General features: G+C 68.8%; 17 protein-coding genes. 6 read left to right on the top strand and 11 right to left on the bottom strand.

Annotated elements, in window-relative coordinates; all coding sequences use genetic code 11:
- Positions 1–44: 44 nt before the first annotated feature.
- Positions 45–1184 (top strand): glycosyltransferase family 4 protein, encoded by a 1140-nt coding sequence (locus tag AC5W7N_RS08040; protein WP_495923460.1) that lies wholly within the window; start codon positions 45–47, stop codon positions 1182–1184.
- A 122-nt stretch (positions 1185–1306) separates the two neighbouring features.
- Here the strand turns inward: AC5W7N_RS08040 and AC5W7N_RS08035 are convergent, their stop codons facing one another.
- From AC5W7N_RS08035 to AC5W7N_RS08025, 3 genes are read right to left on the bottom strand one after another with little or no spacing between them, the layout of a single operon-like run.
- Positions 1307–2527 (bottom strand): cytochrome P450, encoded by a 1221-nt coding sequence (locus AC5W7N_RS08035; protein ID WP_495923459.1) that lies wholly within the window; start codon positions 2525–2527, stop codon positions 1307–1309.
- A gap of 32 nt (positions 2528–2559) precedes the next feature.
- Positions 2560–2769 (bottom strand): ferredoxin, encoded by a 210-nt coding sequence (locus AC5W7N_RS08030; RefSeq protein WP_194991270.1) that lies wholly within the window; start codon positions 2767–2769, stop codon positions 2560–2562.
- 7 nt (positions 2770–2776) lie between these two features.
- Complete coding sequence (locus tag AC5W7N_RS08025; protein WP_163810110.1) at positions 2777–3415, bottom strand: DUF4097 family beta strand repeat-containing protein; 639 nt, start codon at positions 3413–3415, stop codon at positions 2777–2779.
- Positions 3416–3900: 485 nt separating this feature from the next.
- Here AC5W7N_RS08025 and AC5W7N_RS08020 point away from each other — a divergent pair, with 485 nt between their 5' ends.
- The 3 genes from AC5W7N_RS08020 to AC5W7N_RS08010 all read left to right on the top strand — a co-directional run bounded on the left by AC5W7N_RS08020 (position 3901) and on the right by AC5W7N_RS08010 (position 8212).
- Positions 3901–7035, top strand: a complete 3135-nt coding sequence (locus AC5W7N_RS08020; RefSeq protein ID WP_495923458.1) for an AfsR/SARP family transcriptional regulator — start codon at positions 3901–3903, stop codon at positions 7033–7035.
- Between the two features lie 49 nt (positions 7036–7084).
- Positions 7085–7669 carry a HEAT repeat domain-containing protein gene (locus AC5W7N_RS08015; protein WP_195020093.1) on the top strand — a complete coding sequence of 195 codons (585 nt, stop codon included), beginning with the start codon at positions 7085–7087 and terminating at the stop codon, positions 7667–7669.
- Positions 7670–8062: 393 nt separating this feature from the next.
- Complete coding sequence (locus tag AC5W7N_RS08010; RefSeq protein WP_195020094.1) at positions 8063–8212, top strand: hypothetical protein; 150 nt, start codon at positions 8063–8065, stop codon at positions 8210–8212.
- A gap of 155 nt (positions 8213–8367) precedes the next feature.
- On the opposite strand, the gene AC5W7N_RS08005 is transcribed toward AC5W7N_RS08010, so the two are convergent.
- The 3 genes from AC5W7N_RS08005 to AC5W7N_RS07995 form a co-directional block, all read right to left on the bottom strand.
- A complete protein-coding gene (locus AC5W7N_RS08005; protein WP_495923457.1) occupies positions 8368–9147 on the bottom strand; it encodes an ABC transporter permease in 780 nt (259 codons plus the stop codon).
- Positions 9144–10088, bottom strand: a complete 945-nt coding sequence (locus AC5W7N_RS08000) for an ATP-binding cassette domain-containing protein (protein ID WP_194991274.1) — start codon at positions 10086–10088, stop codon at positions 9144–9146. Before AC5W7N_RS08000 ends, AC5W7N_RS08005 begins: the two co-directional genes overlap by 4 nt.
- Positions 10089–10225: 137 nt before the next feature.
- The gene (locus AC5W7N_RS07995; RefSeq protein WP_495923456.1) at positions 10226–10492 is read right to left on the bottom strand and encodes a hypothetical protein; all 267 of its coding nucleotides are present in this window, start codon (positions 10490–10492) and stop codon (positions 10226–10228) included.
- Here AC5W7N_RS07995 and AC5W7N_RS07990 point away from each other — a divergent pair.
- A complete protein-coding gene (locus AC5W7N_RS07990) occupies positions 10482–10811 on the top strand; it encodes a hypothetical protein (RefSeq protein ID WP_495923455.1) in 330 nt (109 codons plus the stop codon). The genes AC5W7N_RS07995 and AC5W7N_RS07990 overlap by 11 nt on opposite strands.
- Before the next feature lie 8 nt (positions 10812–10819).
- Here the strand turns inward: AC5W7N_RS07990 and AC5W7N_RS07985 are convergent, their stop codons facing one another.
- Positions 10820–11446 carry a TetR/AcrR family transcriptional regulator gene (locus AC5W7N_RS07985; RefSeq protein WP_195006818.1) on the bottom strand — a complete coding sequence of 209 codons (627 nt, stop codon included), beginning with the start codon at positions 11444–11446 and terminating at the stop codon, positions 10820–10822.
- An 82-nt stretch (positions 11447–11528) separates the two neighbouring features.
- Between AC5W7N_RS07985 and AC5W7N_RS07980 the strand changes: the two genes are divergently transcribed.
- Positions 11529–12563: an aldo/keto reductase gene (locus tag AC5W7N_RS07980; protein WP_194990436.1), complete on the top strand. Its 1035-nt coding sequence runs from the start codon at positions 11529–11531 to the stop codon at positions 12561–12563.
- Positions 12564–12883: 320 nt separating this feature from the next.
- Here the strand turns inward: AC5W7N_RS07980 and AC5W7N_RS07975 are convergent, their stop codons facing one another.
- The 4 genes from AC5W7N_RS07975 to AC5W7N_RS07960 all read right to left on the bottom strand — a co-directional run bounded on the left by AC5W7N_RS07975 (position 12884) and on the right by AC5W7N_RS07960 (position 19492).
- The gene (locus AC5W7N_RS07975; RefSeq protein WP_495923454.1) at positions 12884–17062 is read right to left on the bottom strand and encodes a bifunctional nitrate reductase/sulfite reductase flavoprotein subunit alpha; all 4179 of its coding nucleotides are present in this window, start codon (positions 17060–17062) and stop codon (positions 12884–12886) included.
- Between the two features lie 123 nt (positions 17063–17185).
- Positions 17186–17890 (bottom strand): demethylmenaquinone methyltransferase, encoded by a 705-nt coding sequence (locus tag AC5W7N_RS07970; protein ID WP_495923453.1) that lies wholly within the window; start codon positions 17888–17890, stop codon positions 17186–17188.
- 71 nt (positions 17891–17961) lie between these two features.
- Positions 17962–18642, bottom strand: coding sequence for a GAP family protein (locus tag AC5W7N_RS07965; protein WP_495923452.1), 681 nt, complete (start codon positions 18640–18642; stop codon positions 17962–17964).
- A 256-nt stretch (positions 18643–18898) separates the two neighbouring features.
- Positions 18899–19492, bottom strand: a complete 594-nt coding sequence (locus AC5W7N_RS07960) for a TIGR03086 family metal-binding protein (RefSeq protein ID WP_163810136.1) — start codon at positions 19490–19492, stop codon at positions 18899–18901.
- Positions 19493–19657 lie beyond the last annotated feature (165 nt).

Here is a 19657-nt window from a genome sequence, read left to right as displayed (position 1 = left end):
GTCGGCGTGACTGGGCTGACGGCGCCACCGATCACACTGGAGACGTGCGCGTAGCCATCGTGTCGGAGTCTTTCCTGCCGAATATGAACGGTGTCGTCAACTCCGTGCTCCGGGTTCTCGATCATCTGGACCAGCACGGGCACGACGCGCTGATCATCGCGCCGGACACGCTGCGTGGGCAGCCGCCCGCGCCGCGCTTCCACGGGCGGTTCCCGGTGTACCGGGTGCCCGCGGTGATGGTGCCGAAGATCAGTTCCCTGCCCGTCGGCCTGCCGCAACCGGGCATGGTGCGCGCCATCGCCGATTTCGACGCCGATGTGGTGCACCTGGCCTCGCCGTTCCTGCTCGGCGCCGGTGGGCTCGGGGCGGCGCTGCGGCTGGATCTGCCCGCGGTGGCGGTGTATCAGACCGACGTCGCGGGGTTCGCGAAGAGTTATGGGCTCGGGCTGGCCAGTCGCGCGGCATGGGCATGGACGCGGCGGATTCACGAGGGCGCGGCCCGTACGCTCGCGCCGTCGTCGGCCGCGGCGGCGGATCTGGCTCGGCACGGCATTCCGCGGGTGCATCGGTGGGGTCGCGGGGTGGATATCGGACGGTTCACGCCGTCGGCGCGGCGAGCGGCGCTACGAGAGTCATGGGCCGGCCCGGAGAAGCTGATCGTCGGCTTCGTCGGACGGCTCGCGCCGGAGAAGCATGTCGAGCGGCTGGCGGCGCTCGCGCACGATCCGGATATCCAGCTGGTGATCGTCGGCGACGGCCCCGAACGCTCCCGGCTGACCCGGTTGATGCCGGGCGCGGTGTTCACCGGGGAACTCGGCGGTGCCGAACTGGTCCAGGCCTACGCGAGCCTGGATGTGATGGTGCACGCCGGCGAACACGAAACCTTCTGTCAGGGAGTGCAGGAGGCGCTGGCCTCGGGGGTTCCGGTGATCGGACCCGATGCCGGCGGCCCGCGCGACCTCATCGCGCACTGCCGCAACGGGTATCTGCTGCCGGTGGATCGGTTCAGCGAACTGTTGCCGAGCGCCGTCGCGGCCCTGCGTGATCCGGTGCTGCGCGCCCGCTTCGCCGGTGCGGCCCGGAAATCGGTGCTGCACCGCACCTGGCCGGCGATCTGCGAAGAGTTGATGGGCCATTACGCGGACGTGATCGGCACCGAGTACCGGATACCGCGTTCGGCCTAGATCGATCGCTCGACACCGCGGCCAATGCCGTCCGCCTGCACCTCTTCGAGAGGAACGACGAAGACCGGCATCCGGGCGCGGAACCCGGATGCCGGTGCGACGAGCCGATTCATGGAACGTCGCTACCCGACCTCCCAGGTGACCGGAAGTTCGTGCACGCCATAGATGTTCATATCGGTTCGGAGCGGCACCTGGTCGGCGGGCACGGCCAGCGACAGCGTCGGGAAGCGACGCAGCAGGCCGGCGAAGCCCGCGGCCATCTCGATCCGGGCCAGCTGCTGGCCGAGGCACTGGTGCATCCCGTGCCCGAGGCTCACGTGACCGCGCGCCTTGCGGTGGATGTCGAGCCGGTCGGGTTCCTCGAATCGCATCGGGTCGCGGTTGGCAGCCAGCAGCGAGACGACGACGGTGGAGCCAGCCGGAATCGTTTCACCACACAGCTCGATGTCCTCGGTGGCGTAGCGATAGAAGATGTCGGCGACCGACAGATAGCGCAGCAGTTCCTCGACAGCGTCGGGGATCAGCTCCGGTTCGGCGTGCAGCAGCGCCAGTTGGTCTGGGTGTTCCAGTAGCGCGAAGGTGCCGAGCGACAGCATGTTCGCGGTGGTCTCGTGACCGGCGAGCAGCAGCAGGAAGGCGATACCGGTGAGCTCATCAATGCCGAGATCCTCGTCGCGGGCGAGGTCGGACAGGATGTCCTCACCGGGCTCGGCCCGTTTACGGGCGACCAGTTGCGCCAGGTACGTGTGCATCGCGCCGAAGGCCGCCATCTTCTCCTCCACCGTCTGTTCCTTGACCAGGAACTGCGCGGAGTTGGCCTGGAAGTTCGCGCGGTCCTCGTAGGGCACGCCGAGCATTTCGCAGATCACCAGCGACGGCACCGGCAGCGCGAATTCGGCGACCAGATCGACCGGCGGGGTGAGCGCAGCCATGGCGTCGAGACGCTCCTCGACGATCTCGGCGATGCGTTCTTCCAGCGCGCGCATCCTGCGGACGGTGAACGCGCCGATGAGCTTGCGCCGCAACCGAGTGTGGTCCGGCGGATCCATGGAGATGAACAGGCCGGGGATCTGCGGCGACGGCTCGGTGGGAAACGGCATGCCCGGGGTCTCGTACGGGATGTGCATGATGTCCAGGTCCTGGCGGGAGCTGAACCGGGTGTCGGCCAACAGCGCGCGGACTGCCTCGTAACCGGTGACCAGCCAGCCCTCGTGGCCGTCCGGGAAGAGCAGCGGGCTGACCGGGCGGGCCGCACGCAACCGGGTGATCGCGCTCGGTGGATCGAACGGGCCCGCGTCGCGCTGCTGCGGCAGACCGTGCGGGGCGGAGACGGTGTCGGTCATCGGATGTCCTTGTCGGAGAGAAGAATCGGGATCTAGTCGCGGTCGATGAGAGTGATGGCCCCTGAGGGGCACAGCAGTGCGGCCTCGGCGACCGCCGGCTCCCACTCCGCGTCGGGAGCGGAAGCCGGCGGCAGTACCCGGCCGTCGTCGGGGTGCTGGTCGAACACCGCGGGCGCGGTCAGCACGCACATGCCCGCGCCGATACAGCGTTCGCGATCTACCTGGAGTTCCGGCACGGTCACGCCCGGCTCAGGCGGCGACGGCGTGCCGGATGACGATGTCGCCCTGGGTGGTGCGCGCGAACACCTGCACGGTGTCCACCGGCTCGGCGACGACGGGCGCGATGGTGTTGCGCACCGCGCCTACGGTGGCGGCCGTGTCCAGCTGGGCGACGCTGGTGGGGTTGATGCCGATCTCCAGCTCGCCGACCGAGGTCTCCAACCGGATATCGCCGCGGGTGGCGGCGCCGATGCGGATATCGCCCTTGGCGGTCTTGGCGGTCACCGAACCTTGCGGGCGCTCCACGATGATGTCACCGAGCGACACGGTGAGATCGCAGTGCCCGAGCTCGCCGGCGCCGAGCACGCGGCCGACGCCGCTGGTGGCCGTCAGCTCCGAGCCGACGGGCACCTCGATGGTCACCTCGATGCGCGGGTTGCCGCCGAACGGGGTGTGGCTGCGCCAGTTCTTCGGGGTGATCACGCTCAGGGTGCCCGCCTCGAATTCGACGACGGTCTGCTCGGCGGCGCGCACATCGGCCTTCTTGTCGGCGTCGGCCGGCCGGACCAGCACGACGCTGTCGGTGCGTTCGGCGGCGATGACGGTGACGTCGGCGGCCAGGACGTCGACGGTGACGGCGATCGGCTGCGGGGTCTGGAAGGTGTACATGGGGTTCTCCTCGAGATCGTGCTCCCGCTGCCTGCTCGCCGCGGTCGCTGTTGCGTTGATGTGACTACTGTCGCGGGGGCGGCTGATACGGACCTGACACCGAGCTGATGCCCCGCCTGATATGCCGGGCGGCCTCATTGAGCACGCGGTTCTACCCCGCTGACCACGGCATTCGACCGGATGAACACCTCGCGCGAACCGCTCGGAACGATCCACGATCCCGTTGCACACCACCCGGTCGGCACACGTCGGGCCGCACGGACACGATCTCGCGCGGCGCCGGGCACGGCCCACCAGCGAGACCGCACAGCTGGCTGACGACCGGACACCATCCGTCGGCGCCACACGCAGCGCCAACCACGCAGGCCGGTCGACCGGCCGGCAACCGGCAATCCGCCGGCACCATGCATGGCCTACCGCCCGGACCACCCGCCCCCGGGGGGCGACGCCGGGCGCGCCGTTGACGACCCGGGCAGAATGAGCCGGTGCAGATCACGATGCTCGGCCCGCTGGAGATCCGGACAGCTGACGGTGGATTGATAGCGATACCGGGTGCACGGTTGCGCGCGTTGCTGGTGGCGCTGGCGCTCGAGCCCGGCCGCGCGGTCGCCAAGACCAAGCTGGTCGACTGGATCTGGGGCGAGCAGCCGCCGGCGGATGCCGCTAATGCCTTGCAGGCGTTGGTCTCCCGTTTGCGCCGGGTGTTGCCCGAGGGCGCGCTCGATGTGCAGGCGGGCGGGTACCGGCTGGCCATCGAGCCGGGAGCCGTCGACGCGGTGCGCTTCGATCAACTGCTCGATCAGGCGCGCGGCGGCGATGACGCGTCTCAGGCCCGGCTGCTGCGGGAGGCCCTGGAACTGTGGCGCGGGCCGGCGATGCAGGATCTGGGCGACAGCGATGACGTCGCCGCGGTCGTCACCCGATACGACAACTTGCGGCTGTCGGCGATGGAGGATCTGTACGAAGCGGAGATCCGGTTGGGTCGCGGGGCCGAGCTGGTCACCGAGCTGACCGATCTGGTCGCCCAGCATCCGGCGCGGGAACGGCTGGCCGGTGCGCTCATGCGGGCGCTCGCCGCGGCGGGGCGCGGGGCCGAAGCGCTGACGGTGTTCCAGCGCACCAGGGAGGCGCTCGCCGATGAACTCGGCGTCGACCCGTCACCGGAGCTGTCCACGCTGCACGTCGCCCTGCTGCGCGGCGAGGTGGGCGCACGTCCGCAGCAGCGCAGCACGAACCTGCGCGCCGAACTCACCAGCTACATCGGTAAGCGCAGCGATATCGCCGCGGTGCGCGAACTCATCGCCGCGCACCGGCTCACCACGCTGACCGGCCCCGGTGGTTCCGGCAAGACCCGCTTGGCCTCCGAAACCGCCCACTCCATGCTCGGTGATCTGCCCGACGGCGCCTGGCTGGTGGAACTGGCGGGCGCCGATGGCAGCGGCGATCTGGCGCAGGCGGCGCTGTCGGCCTTCGGGCTGCGTGACGCGCTGCTGGGCAGCACGGCCGATACCGAACCGATGGATCGGCTCATCGCGGCGATCCGCGACCGGGAAACCCTGCTGATCCTGGACAACTGCGAGCATGTGATCGAGGCCGCGGCCGGCTTCGCTCATCGCCTGCTCGGCGAGTGCCGGCGGCTGCGCATTCTGGCGACCAGCCGCGAACCCCTCGGCATCACCGGTGAGGCGCTGTGGCAGGTGGAACCCCTGCTCTTGCCCGGCGCCGACGCGGACCCCGACACCATCGCGAAAACCCCCGCCGTGGCGCTGCTGCGGGACCGGGCAGGTGCGGTGCGCAAGGATCTCGGCAGCGACCCCGCGACCCTGGCGACCATGGCCCGGATCTGCCGTGCCCTCGACGGCATTCCGCTGGCGATCGAATTGGCGGCGGCGCGCTTGCGCACCATGTCCCTCGATCAGCTCGCGCACCGCCTCGACGACCGGTTCCGGCTGCTCACCGGCGGCAGCCGCACCGCGATCGCCCAGCACCGGACCCTGCGCGCGGTGGTCGACTGGAGCTGGGAACTGCTCAGCGAGGCCGAACGGACGGTGCTGCGCAGGCTCGCGATGTTCGCCGGTGGCGCGAATCTAGAAGCGGCCGAACATGTTTGCGCCGACGGCGGCACGGTCGAACAGTGGGAGGTGCTCGAGCTGCTGACCGCGCTGACCGAGAAATCGTTGCTGCTGGTCACCTCGGACGATAATCCGCGCTTCCGGATGCTCGAAACCATCAAGCAGTACGCCGCCGATCGGCTCGCCGAATCCGGCGACGCCGAAACCGCCCGACGTGCTCACCTGAAGTACTTCACCGACCTCGCCGCCACCGCCGAACCCCACCTGCGCCGCGCGGAACAGCTGAAATGGCTGGCCGTGCTCGAAGCCGAACACGACAACATCGCCGCGGCCATGCGTGGTGCACTCGGCGCAGGCGACGCCGACGGAGCGACGCGGCTCGCGGCGGCCGCCGGCTGGTACTGGTGGCTGGGCGGGCACAAGGCCGAGGGCACCGAATACGTCGTCGCGGCAGCCGAATCGGGCGGCACCGTCGATGCAGAGACGCAGGCGATGGTCTACGGGCTCGTCGTGCACTTCGTCAGCGCGGGCCGCAATGACGAACAGCACATCGCGGAATGGATCCGCAAGGCGTGCGCGGCCGGCCGTGGTGTCGAGGGCGGCCATCCGGCGCTGCGGTTCACCACCGCGCTCGACCGCATGCTCGCCGGCCCCGACGCGTTCCTGCCCGCCTTCGAGGCCCTGCTCACCGACGACGACCCCTGGGTGCGGGCACTGGCCCGGCTGCAACTGGGCAAACTGCGCACCGTGCTCGGACACGAGGGCACCGCGGCCGACGAATACCTCGAACAGGCGCTCACCGAGTTCCGCGCCATCGGCGAGCGCTGGGGCATGTCGTTCGCGCTGACCGAGCTGGCCGCTCGGACCGCCCTACGCGGCGAATTCCGGGCGGCGTGCGAACTGTACGACGAGGCCGCCGCCGTCATCACAGAAGTCGGCGCGATCGAGGATCTGGTGCCGATCCACGCCAGGAAAGCGCAGCTGTACTGGCTGCTCGACGACCCCGACGCGAGCGCGGCCGCCCTGGCCGAAGCGCAGCGCCGCGCCGACCAGACCGGCTGGCCGACCTCCCTCGCCGAAGTCGCCATGGCCCGTGCCGAACTCGCCCGCTGGACCCGCGACACCGCCCTCGCCCACCAGCAGATCGACCTCGCCCGCACCGTCCTCGGCCCCGACGCCGAGCAACCCAACGTCTCCGCCACCCTGCATTCCCTGCGCGGCTACCTCACCGAAGACCTCACCGAGGCCCGGACCCACCACACCACCGCCTACCAAGCCGCCACCCTCTCCGGGCACGCCGCCCTGATCGCCCAAATCCTTGTCGGTATCGCAGATCTGGCCTTGCGCTCCGGAGATTTCGAGCAAGCCGCCCGCCTGCTCGCGGCAAGCACCGCCGCCCGCGGGCTACCCGACCGTTCTCATCCGGACGCGGCTGCCATCGAGGAGGAGGCACGGATCCACCTCGGGGAGAAGGGGTTTGCAGTGGCGATGAAGGAGGGGGCTGTGGCGGATCGGGACGAGTTGGTAGCGCGGACGCTCGGTTCGTGACAATTTGTGAGTTCAAGGGCAACGCGCTCGATGAGATCAGTGGCGTCAAGTGACCACAGGTGAGGGATCGCCGGGCGAACGTCCGTGGTCCGAGGTCTTGGCGGCCGAAGAGGTGCGGGGCCAGCCGGCGGGTCCATCGGTATCGGATCTGGTGGATCGGTTTTCGGTCGATGGCGAGTACGACGACTACTACGAGGTCGTCGCGCAGGGGCTGTACGAGCATGGCCGAGCCGGCATCGAAGTGCTGGTACAGGAGTTGGCCAGTCGGCGGATTCCACAGTTGCGCGCTGCGCTGACCGTGCTGGCAGTTCAGCAGGGCGATGATCCGCAGTTCGTTGAGCGGGCGAAGTCGCTGGCCGGCAATGCCGAGCCTATCGTTGCGGCGGACGCGATCAGGCTGCTCGGTTCACTCGGTGTCACCGATGTCGCGGACAGAATCCGTGGCCTCGTAGGGCATTCGTCGCCACTCATCCGGGCGAGCGTTCTGGATTATCTGGCTCGCGTGGAGCCGGATTCGGCACGCCCTGTGTTGATTCAGGCCCTGGAGGATTCTGACTACATCGTGCGTGAGACTGCTATCGAGATCGGGGGGAATGCCGCCGTTTCCCTCACGAACCGCCCCTCCAACGAGTGATCTCACCGCCAGCAAGCCCGACCACGACCTCCACCATGTCAACGTCGCATAGGTTGTCGGCGCGGAGAGGCTCGATAGGGTGTGCGAAGTGCCGGCAGCCTGTGCGAGGTCGGTGTACGGGGCGAGTCCGCGCGACGTCTGGTGGCTATCGAGCGGGCACGACACCTACCCGCTGGGCGAGTCGGCCGAGGTCGCCTGTGGTGCGGTCGCGGCGGGCTGTTCGCATCATGTGGCCGACCAGCTCCCGAACGTGGACCATGGTGCGAACATGCTGGGGGGCGGCGTGTTCGGCGCGTAGCAGGGCGTGCAGCGAGTCGCGGTAGTTGCGCTGCATGGCGTGTGCGCGGCCGATTTCTACGAAGTGAAGGTTCCGTTATCCCACTCGCGGACCAGGTGCGTGAAGCCGACGCCGATGCGTTGATCATTCCCGCGCCGGACCATCTGGATCCGATCACCCTCAATGCCGTCATGCATTACAGCGACGTCGAATCAGTTTGTCCTCGCCTGTCTTTCGCTCGCTGGTCGATCGGACGCCAGCAGTGAGCGGCTGGATAGCCGCCGGGTACGCGGTCGCGAGTGGGCTCCCGTTGCTGGTGATCGCGGCTACGGCCTGCTTGCCGTACCCCACCAACGGCGCATCGCCCCGGCGACGAGGTCACCGGGGCGATGCGGAGGGGGACGGGAAGAGCGTGTGGGGTTCACGCTCGCTTGCTGAAAGTCGCTCGGGACCACACGTAGCCGATGATGGCGAAGCCTGCGCACCAGGCGAGGGCGGTGAGGGTGTCGGCGGTGGAGGGGGTGCCGGCGAGGAAGCCGCGGACGGATTCGATGATCGGGGTGAAGGGCTGGTATTCGGCGAACTGGCGCACGCCGGGGCCCATTTTGTCGGCGGGGACGATCGCGCTGCTGAGGAAGGGCAGCATGATCAGCGGGACCACCGACATGCCCGCGGCCTCAGGGGTTTTCGCCGACATGCCGAGCGCGACGGTGAGCCAGGCGGCGGCGAACGCGGTGGCCAGCAGGACACCGAGGGCGCCGAGCCACTGCACGGCATCGGCCGGGGAGCGGAAGCCGAGCGCGAAACCGACGCCGAGGACGGCGGCGATGGCGACGATATCGGTGACCATGCTCGCGGCGACATGGCCGGTGAGCACGGCACCCCTGGACACATCCATGACCTTGAACCGGTTGATCACGCCCTTGGTCATGTCCGAACTCACCGCGACGGCCGTGCCGGACAGCCCGTAGCTGATGGCAAGCATGAGCATGCCCGGCACGGCGTAATCGATGTAATCCCCGCCGACGTCGAAGGCGTCGCCGAAGACGTAGACGAAGATCAGCATCATCACGACGGGCATCAGCGCCGCGTTGAACACGGTGACGGGTGAGCGGGTGATGTGGGTGAAGTTGCGGCGCAACATCACCGACGAATCGAACAGGGCGGCGGACAGGCTGCTGGTTGCGGTCGCGGTGCTCATCGTGCTTCGGCCTCCGTGGTGGCGTGCCCGGTCAGGGCAAGGAAAACGTCGTCGAGATCGGGGGTGTGGATGGAAACCTGCGCGGCCTCCATGGAGTGGGCGGCGAGCCGGTCCAGCAGCTCACGCAGCGCGGCCGAGCTGCCGTCGCCGGGAACGCTCAGCGTGAGCGCGTCCTCGTCGGCGGTGGCGCCGGACAGGATGCGCGCGGCCGCGGCCAGTTCGGTGCTGCTGGTGAAGCGCAGCCGGATGTGGCTGCCGGGGACGCGGCGCTTGAGTTCCTCGGCGGTACCCTCGGCCACGATATGGCCCTGGTCGAGGACCGCGATGCGGTCGGCCAGCTGGTCGGCTTCCTCGAGGTACTGGGTGGTGAGGAAGATCGTCACGCCGCCTGCGGTGAGCTCACGCACGATCTCCCACATGGTGCGCCTACTGCGCGGGTCGAGCCCGGTGGTCGGCTCGTCGAGGAAGACGATCTCCGGCTTGGTGACCAGCGTCATCGCCAGATCCAGCTTCCTGCGCATACCACCGGAGTAGCTGCCTGCGGGCTTGCGCGCCGATCCGACCAGATCGAATCGTTCCAGCAGCTCGGCGATCACCCGCTTGCCGTCCTTGCCGCGCAGGCGGTGCAGATCGGCCATCAACCGCAGGTTCTCCTCGCCGGTCAGCAGATCGTCCACCGCGGCGAACTGCCCGGTGACGCCGATGGACGCGCGAACCGCCTTGGTCTCGGCATCGACATCGTGGCCCGCCACGCGGGCGGTGCCGGAGTCGGCTTTCAAGAGGGTGGTCAGGACGTTCACCGTCGTGGTTTTGCCGGCTCCGTTGGGGCCGAGCAGGGCGAAGATCGTGCCCGCGTCGACGGTGAGGTCGACGCCGTCGAGGACTGTTTTGTCCCCGTAGGACTTCCGCAGCCCGGAGGCCGCAATTGCTGTGCTGTTCATGGCAACTACCGTCGCCGGTGCAGCTGATACCGGCCTGACACCGTCCTGATACGTGCGCTGACAGCGACCTGACGCGTGTTCTGACAGCGCCTTCTCGTGTCGTGCCAGTGGTATGTCAGTTCGGCGTCAGCCCGCCGTCAGCCGGGTCGGCGACCGTCATTGCCGTGAACACCACCGCATTCGCCGCCACCGCTCCCGTCTTCGTCTCGACGATGCCGGCGGAATGGGCCACCCGCGCACGGCAGTTCCTGTTCGGTGCGCACCCCCTCGCGCAGCTGATCCGTTTCGCCGCGGTCGGCGGCGCCAGCAATATCTCCTACCTGCTGCTTTTCCTCGGTTGCGCCGGGCCTCGGCCCGTTGGCCGCCAATGCCGCCGGTTCGATCGTGAGCACGATGATCGCCAACGAACTACACCGCAGGCTCACTTTCCGGGCAGCCGGCCGAGTCGGCTGGTTCACCGCGCAATGGCAGGGCGGCGGGCTGGCGCTGCTCGGCCTGCTCACCAGCACGGCCGCGCTGGCGGGCATCGAGTTCCTGGCACCCGGCCTGGACGAGATCACCAGGGCGTCGCTGGTGCTCGCGGTGATGGCGGCGGTCTGCGCTTCCTCGCCCTGCGCGGCTTGTTCTAGTTTGCTCGATCCATGGTTGCCTGCTGCTGCGCGCAGCACGGTTCGCCGACGCCACGCGGGTCCTCCCTGCCGTGAACGGGCTCATCCTGGATGAGCGCAGCACTAGCCGGTGGAGGACTCACGAACGAACGTCCCCCGCGCGGCCGCGTCGGCGGCCGATTGCGCGGCGCTGCGGGCGGCGAAATCGTCGATCGGGTCGCCGCTGGCGAGCAGGCGGTAGTACAGGGGGCCCGATACCGCGGCGAGGACGGCGCGCGGGTCGGTGCCGGGAGGAGCTTCGCCTCGGTCGATGGCGGCGGTGACGCAGGGGGCCCATTCGGTGAGGCGGATGTCGTAGAAGCGGCGCAGGGCGGCGGCGGTGGTGTCGTCGCAGGTGGCGGCGGCGATGACGGCCTGGAAGAGCCGGCCTTGGCGAGGATCGGTGAGGGTCTTCGCGACCAGGCGGGCGTTGGCGGTCAGATCACCGAGCAGGGAACCGGTGTCGGCACGCGAGACGGACGTTTCGGCCATGTCGACCAGCAGATCGGCGATGAGCCCGGTGGGGGTACGCCAGCGGCGATAGACGGTGGTCTTGCCGACCTCGGCGCGGGCGGCGACCTCGGCCAGATCGAGCCGCGCGAAGCCGTTTTCGGCCAGCAGATCACCGGCCGCATCCAGCACGGCCGCGCGCACCCGGGCCGTGCGACCACCGGGCCGGACCGACCCCGGGACCTGCGATTCTTCCGTCATAACGGGACTCCAGTTTCATTTATCGCCGAAGGGGTGTACGTTCCGAGTTGTTAACGGAACTATAGACCCTTTAGGAGTCATCATGGAGTACCGGCGGTTGGGTGCCTCGGGGCTGCTCGTTCCCGCATTGAGCTTCGGCGCGGGTACCTTCGGCGGACGCGGCGAACTGTTCAGCGCGTGGGGCGATACCGACGTCGAGCAGGCGCGGCGGATGGTCGACATCAGCCTGGAGGCGGGCGTCACCATGTTCGATACGGCGGATGTCTATTCCGACGGCGCCTCCGAGGAGGTCCTCGGCGCGGCCATCCGGGGACGACGCGATCAGCTGCTGCTGTCCACCAAGGCGAGCCTGCCCACCGGGCCCGGCCCCTTCGACGCCGGCTCGGGCCGCTCCCGGCTGATCGGCGCCGTGGAGGCCTCGCTGCGCCGGCTCGACGTCGACCACATCGACCTGTTCCAGCTGCACGCCTTCGACGCCAACACCCCGATCGAGGAGGTGCTGCACGCCCTCGATGATCTGGTGCGCGCCGGCAAGATCCGTTACCTCGGCGCCTCGAACTTCGCCGGCTGGCAGCTGATGAAATCGCTGGCCGCCGCCGATCGGCACGGCCTGACCCGCTATGTCGCGCACCAGGTCTACTACTCGCTGGTCGGCCGCGACTACGAATGGGAGCTGATGCCGCTGGGCCGGGAGGAAGGCGTCGGCGCGGTGGTGTGGAGCCCGCTCGGCTGGGGCAGGCTGACCGGCAAGATCCGGCGCGGGCAACCACTTCCGGAAGGCAGCCGGTTGCATCAGACCGCCGAAGCGGGCCCGCCGGTGAACGACGAACTGCTCTACGACGTGGTCGATGTGCTCGACGAGATCGCCGCCGACACCGGCAAAACCGTCCCGCAGATCGCGTTGAACTGGCTGCTCACCCGCCCGACGGTATCCACCGTCATCGTCGGCGCCCGCAATGAGGAGCAGCTGCGCCAGAACCTCGGCGCCATCGGCTGGCAGCTCACGGCCGACCAGATCGCCCGCCTGGACAAGGCGAGCGCCGTCACGCCGCCGTACCCGTACTACCCGTACTACCGGCTGGCCGACTTCACCCGGCTCAACCCGCCGGCGGTGTGAAATCGGTTGTCGCGGCGGATCGCCGGCGAACCTGCGCCGAGGCATTCACGGCGAAAGCGGCAACGGAAGCGGCGGGCACCAGGTGGCCGCCGATAACGCAGTGGTGCGGATGGTTGTTGATAACACCGGGATGGAACTATGCGTCACCAGCGCTGAGCAGCCGGCCGTCGCCGGCGACCGAACTGTCCCCGCGCGGGCGCGACGACCTCAGTGAACCGGGGGGGCGGTGAACAGCACAGGTCTCCACCGCCGCCGGAAGCAGCGCGTCGACCGAGCGGCACGTGGACTTCGAGTTCCCCGCTCACGTGCGGCTCGGGCGCTCAGTACACGTCGCGCACGTACCGCTTCTCCGCGACGAGCTGCTTCTTGAATGCCAGCGCCCCGTCTTCGTCGAGCTTGCCGTGGATCTGGGCGAGCGTGAGCAGGGTGTCGTCGACGTCCTTGGCCATGCGGGCGGCGTCACCGCAGACGTAGAGGTGGGCGCCGTCGCGCAGCCAGGACCACAGTTCGGCGCCGTGCTCGATCATCCGGTGCTGCACGTAGATCCGTTCCCGCTGGTCACGGGAGAAGGCGAGGTCGAGGCGGGACAGGTGCCCGGACCGGAACATATCCTCGAGTTCGGTGCGGTAGTAGAAGTTCTGCGCGGCGTGCTGATCGCCGAAGAACAGCCAGTTGCGGCCGGTGGCGCCGAGGGCGCGGCGCTCGTGCAGGAATCCACGGAACGGCGCGATACCGGTGCCGGGGCCGACCATGATCATCGGCACGCTCGGGTCCAGCGGCGGACGGAAATGCGGGGCGCGTTGCAGGAAGATCGGCACCTCGGTGGTGTCGGCGCGGTCGGCGAGGAAGGTCGAGCAGACCCCGCCGCGCCGGGCCGCCGAACCCGCGGCGGCCGGATCGCCGTAGCGCACCACGCCGACCGTCAGCTCCACCTGATCCGGGCTCACCAGCGGGCTCGACGAAATCGAATACTGGCGTGGCTGCAACTTTTTCAGCGCGCCCAGCCATACGACCAGGTCGGCGCGCACCGGGAAATCGCGCAGCACATCCACGGCTTGCCGGTCCCACAGATAGCCGGCCAACTCGTTGCGGTTGTCCCGGCGCAGCAGCTTGGCCAGGCGCTGATCCGGGTTGCGGTCGGCGACGAATTCCAGCAGATCGTGGGAGATCTTGGTGATGTCGTAGCGGGTGCGCAGCGCCTCGGTCAGCGGCATCTCGGTGGCGTCCACCTCGACGGTGCGCTGCCCGTCCAGCCCGGTCGCGTCCAGCCATTCCCGCACCAGCGACGGACAGTTGGTCGGCCAGACTCCGAGCGAATCCCCGACCTCGTAGCTCGCGTCGAGTCCGCGCAGATCGAATCCGAACCTGCGCACCTCCTTCGAGGAATCGGCACTGGACAGCACCTCGTTGCGGACCAGCGGCGCGCGCAGCGGGGCGTTGCGGCTGAACGGCGCCGGGGCACGACGCACCGGCTGCGGGGCGGGCGCCGTCATGGTGCGGTCGAGCACAGCCGTGGCGGTGCCGGCGGACCCGCCGGGCGGCGGGAAACCGATCGAATCGGGGGCAGGCCCGGAAACCTGGCCGCCGCTTCCGGTGAGCACCGCGATGACCTCGTCCAGCCAGGCCTGTCCGGGTTCGGTGAAATCGGGTTCGCAGTCGACGCGCGGAAGCAGCCTGGTCGCACCGCGTTCGGCGAACTTCTCATCCAGTGTGCGGCCGTGCCCGCAGAAATCATCGTAGGAGGAATCACCCAGCGCGAAGACGGCGTAGCGCATGCCGGTGAACCGGGTGGCGCCGTCGTCGAGCCGCTGCCAGAAGTCGCTACCGTTATCGGGCGGGCCGCCATCGCCGAAGGTGCTGCTGATCACCAGCACGTCACCGGTGAGAGCGCCGAGCTCACAGGAATCCATCTCGAGCAGCCGTGGACTTAGCCCTGATTCGGTGAGGCGTTGCGCGGCCGTCGCGGCGAACTCCTCGGCATTGCCGGTCTGCGATGCCCACAGCACGGTCACTACGCGCTGTTCGTCGGCGGACTCGGAGACGGCCGTGATATCGGCTCCCCCACGGGAATACATACCCGCCAGCAGTCCGTCCACCCACAGCCTGCTCTGTGGCGACAACGGCGCCGATGCGGGCAGCACCGGCTGGCCGGTGACCGGCAGCGAGTGCAGCGCGGCCAGATAGCCGCCGAGGTAGATCCGTTCGGTCTCGCTCAGCGTCGGCGTGGCGGTCGCGTCCAGGCCGAGCATCGCCGCCAGCGGATGGGTTCCGGTCTGCGGTTGTGCGATAGGCGTCTGTTGGACCGGACGAGCCACCGGAGCAACGCGTCGCAACGCGACCGCGCAGGCCTTGAACTCCGGTTGCAGCGAATCCGCGTCCACGGCATCGTTGGTGACGGCGTTGATGGTCAGGTACTCCCCTTGTTCGTCATTCCAGTGGAAGGGCGCGAAGCAATCGCCCTGGCGCACCCGGTCGCTGATCCGGGCGGGCAGCACGGCCCGGCCGCGGCGCGAGGTGATCTCGAGTTGATCGCCGGGGGCCAGCTCGAGGGCGCGGGCGTCGTCGGGGTGGATTTCGACGAACGGTTCGCCGTTGAGTTTGTTGAGCTTGTCGATGCGGCCGGTTTTGGTCATCGAATGCCACTGATGTTGTAGGCGGCCGGTATTGAGCAGGAACGGGTAGTCGTCATCGGGCATCTCCTCGGGCAGCAGATGCCGGCGCGGCCAGAACACCGCGCGACGGCTCGCGGTGGGGAACGCCAGCCGCGGGCGATGCCCGCCGGCGTCGACGAACTCCGTTTGGCTCACGCCATCGTTGACGTAGCGGATCGGATTGCGACGCCGCTCGGGTTCGGGGCACGGCCACTGCATTGGCCCTTCACGCAACCGCTCATAGCTCATCCCGCGCAGGTCGTAGCCGGTCGCCGGGTTCGCGAACTGCCGAATCTCGTCGAAAACCTCCGCGCTGGAAGCGAAATCGAAGCCGTCGAAACCCATGGCGGTCGCCATCTGGGCGATCAGCTGCCAATCCGGGCGCGCATCGCCCGCCGGCTGCACCGAGCTCTGCAACAGCGTGACGTTGCGTTCGGAGTTCACCATCACCGCGTCGGCCTCCGCCCACAGCGTGGCGGGCAGCAGCAGATCGGCGTAGGCGTTGGTGGCGGTGTCGAGATAGGCATCCTGGGCGATCACCAGCTCGGCGGCTTCCAGGCCCGCGATGACGGTCTTCCGATTGGCCACGGTCGCCACCGGATTGGTGCAGATGATCCAGGCCGCCTTGATGGTGCCCGCGGACAGTCCGCGGAACATGTCGATGGTCCCGGGCCCGGATTCCGCGCGTATGGTGCCGGGTTCCAGGCCCCACACCGTCTCCACGAAGGTGCGGTCGGCGGGGTCGAGCACGCTGCGCTGGCCGGGCAGCCCGGGACCCATATATCCCATTTCCCGCCCGCCCATGGCGTTGGGCTGACCGGTCAGCGAGAACGGGCCGCTGCCGGGGCGGCAGATCGCTCCGGTGGCCAGATGCAGGTTGATCAGGGCGTTGGTGTTCCAGGTGCCGTGCGTGGACTGGTTGAGGCCCATCGTCCACAGGCTCATCCACTCGCCGGCTTCGCCGATCCAGCGGGCCGCGGTGCGCAGATCCTCGACGGCAAGGCCGGTGATCTCGGCAACCCGGTCGGGGGTGTAGTCGGCGAGGAATTCCGGCATCATCGCCCAGCCCTCGGTGTGCTCGGCGATGAATTCGGCGTCGATATCGCCCGCCTCGACCAGCAGGTGCAGCAAGCCGTTCAGCAGGGCCAGATCGGTGCCGGGCGCGATCTGCAAGAACAGGTCGGCGCGGGCGGCGGTATCGGTGCGCCGCGGATCCACCACGATCAGCTTGGCGCCCGCCTTCAACCGGTCGGCCATCCGCAGGAACAGGATGGGATGGCAATCGGCCATGTTCGCGCCGATGACGAAGAACAGGTCGGCGTGATCGATGTCGTCGTAGGAGCCGGGCGGCCCGTCCGCGCCGAGCGATTGTTTGTATCCGGTGCCCGCACTGGCCATGCACAGCCGGGAGTTGGCCTCGATATGCACCGTGCGCAGATATCCCTTGGCGAGTTTGGTGGCGAGATACTGCGCTTCCAGCGACATCTGCCCGGAGACATACAGGGCGATGGCGTCGGGGCCGTGTTCGTCGAGGATGGCGCGCAGCCGGTTGGCGGCCTCGGTGACGGCGGCGTCGACGTCGATCGGCGTCGGCGCCTCGTCACGGCCGTCGCGGCGGTAGGCGGTGCGCATGCGGCCGTCGGTGCGCATGAGCTCGGCGTGGGTGGCGCCCTTGGTGCACAGCCTGCCCGCGTTCGACGGATGCAGTTTGTCGCCGCTGACCTTGGCGATGACGGTGGCGCCGGTCGCGTTGCGGGCGGTGTCGACGGTGATGCCGCAGCCCACACCGCAGTACGAGCACGCCGTCCTGGTCGTGCCCGGCTGCCGGTCGGTCGCCGCATCGGACATGCCACCGATCATTGCGGCGCTCGGTTTCAGCTGGTTTGCCCGATGTTATCGGCAGATGACGTTTCCGCTCACCGAGGCGTATGCACCGCTGTGAGCTGGGCGTTCACCGGGGTGCGAGGTATATCACCCCAGCTTGTAGGCCCGGTGCAGCGCGACTGCGCCCAAGCTCAGGTTGCGCCACCGGACGCCGGACCAGCCCGCGTCAGCGATCCGCAGTGCCAACTGACGCTGATTCGACCAGTCCGGAATGGACTCGGAGAGGTAGGCGTAGGCCTCGGGGTTGCTGCTGGCCACCTTGGCGATCATCGGCATGATCTTGGTCAGGTACAGCCAGTAGACCGAACGGAAGCCGGGCACCGTCGGCGTGGAGAACTCGCACACCACGAGTCGTCCGCCGGGTTTGGTCACCCGCAGCATTTCCCGCAGCGCCAGATCCGGATCGGCCACATTGCGCAGGCCATAGGAGATGGTGACGGCATCGAAGGAATTGTCGGCGAACGGCAGCGCCATCGCATCGCCCGCGACCATGGGCACATTGCGGAACCGGCCCGCCTTCAGCATGCCCTGGGAGAAGTCGGCCGCCACACACCAGGCACCGGACTTGGCGAACTCCGCGGTGGACACCCCGGTGCCCGCGGCGAGGTCGAGCACCCGCTCGCCGGGCCGCGGCGCGATCGCCCTGCGCGTCTCGCGCCGCCAGTACCAGTCCTGACCACCGGAGATGAGGATATTGGTGGAGTCGTACCGCTGCGCGACCTCGTCGAACATCGCCGCGACCTCATGGGGCTGCTTGTCCAGCGAGGCCCGGACCGAGTGTGTTTTCGCCACGCCACCGACATTAACCGCCCGCACTCGCGGATCGATGCGCGCACCGGTGTTGCCTCGATTACCCCTGCGGCTCACCACAGATGCCGGTAGTGCACACCGGCATCGACCAGCAGGGCAAGGCCGAGCAGGACGAAGATGACGCGGACCGAGATCGGGCCGTATTTCGTCAGCACCCGAACCACTGTCCGATAGATCCGCTGCGCGCCCGGCGAGCGGCGGGTCGCCAACACCAGCACGAGCAGCGGCGGCAGCAGCGCGAGCGCGCAGTAGGCCACCACGATCACCGGCCACAGAGCCGGCAGCGGATCGCGGGCCGAGATCATCGCCAGCCCGGCCAGATACGGGATGGCGGTCGGCGCTTGCGCGAGGCCGATGGCAACGCCGACGATGCCGAGCAGCCACGGTTTGCGCCGGAACGCCGTCGCCCAGGCGGGCTGCTGCGCGCGAGCACCCGCGGGCAGGCAGGCGACGGCGATGAGCGCGAGGCCGATCACCAGCTCACCCCAGGCCCGCACGGTCGGCGTCAGCCGGAAGTCGAACAGGCCGGTCAGGAAATTGATGCCGAGCACGGCCAGCAGCCCGAACGTGGTGGTGACCGCGAAAACGCCCGCGATGAAACTCAATCCACCCGGAACCGGCGACCTGCGGCCCAGCTTGCTGTCGAACACGATGGCCGTGGTGACGCCGACGAGCAGCAGGTCAAGGGAATCGATGAATGCGAACCCGGCGAGTGCGAGAAGTAGGGCCAGCATGTCCCGGCCAGCTTACTAGCCGAATGGATCGCCACTTCCGGCCCGACGAGCACCGGTACACGTCGCGGTCTGTGCGATACAGCGGCCGGTCCGGTACGTCGGCCAGGTCATGCCGACGCTACTCGGATCATCCCCGCCTACGCGCGGGTCACCTTGCGAAGACCGGCACATTGTCCGCGCGACGGCACATGAAGCCCCGGCGACCGACATCAGACCGGCGAACTCTGCCCCGCAGCACCCGCCGAGGTGCGCCGAATCAGACGGGCGACCCGGCCGCCGTCCAGTCCGCCGCGCGCCCGGTGAGCGCGAGCAAGCGGTCGACCTTCGGTGCATCGTCCGAAACCGGAACCACCGGACCGAACAAGCCCGGGGTCCCCTCCGCCGGTGTGTCGGCCAAGAACTCCAGCAGCACATCGAGATCCGCATCGGCGACCGAGACCTCCCGGCCGGTGGCGCGGGCCAGATCCCAGGCGTGGATCACCAGTTCGTCCAATGCCACCCGGGCCATGATCGCGGCGGGCATGCTCACCCCGCCCGCTTCGGTGTCACCGTCCCACGCCGAATCCACCCGCCACGCGGCGACCAGCGCGTCCAGCTGACGCGGAATCCGGGTGCGCCAATCCGGTACCAGCGGATTCTCCGGCCCGGTCGTCGGCGCGACCGATCCGCCGACGGCCTCCTTGGTGGCGGCCTGCCGGAACGCTTCGGTCAGATCGACCACATGCGCGAGCAGATCGCGCACCGTGGTGTCGGCGCACGGGGTGGGTGCGTCGAGCTGTTCGTCGGTGATGTCGGCGACGACGGAAGCGAGGGTGGTGGCGGCGGGGGCGAAATCGAACTCCGGTGTCATCGTGTCTCCTGGAGCGAGCGGGTGGGCGTCCACTCGTTGAGACGAGTCCACCCGCCGGAATTCATCGCCGCCGCGAAACAACCCGCCGATGGTTGCCGGATCGGGCCGACCGGAGCATGCTCGACAGCGTTGGACTGTTGTCCGCCCCGTCGCGGCACCGCGCGG

The organism is Nocardia sp. CDC519 (assembly GCF_059509835.1).
Note: the sequence above shows the minus strand (reverse complement) of the source record. Positions and strands in the feature narration are given on the sequence as shown.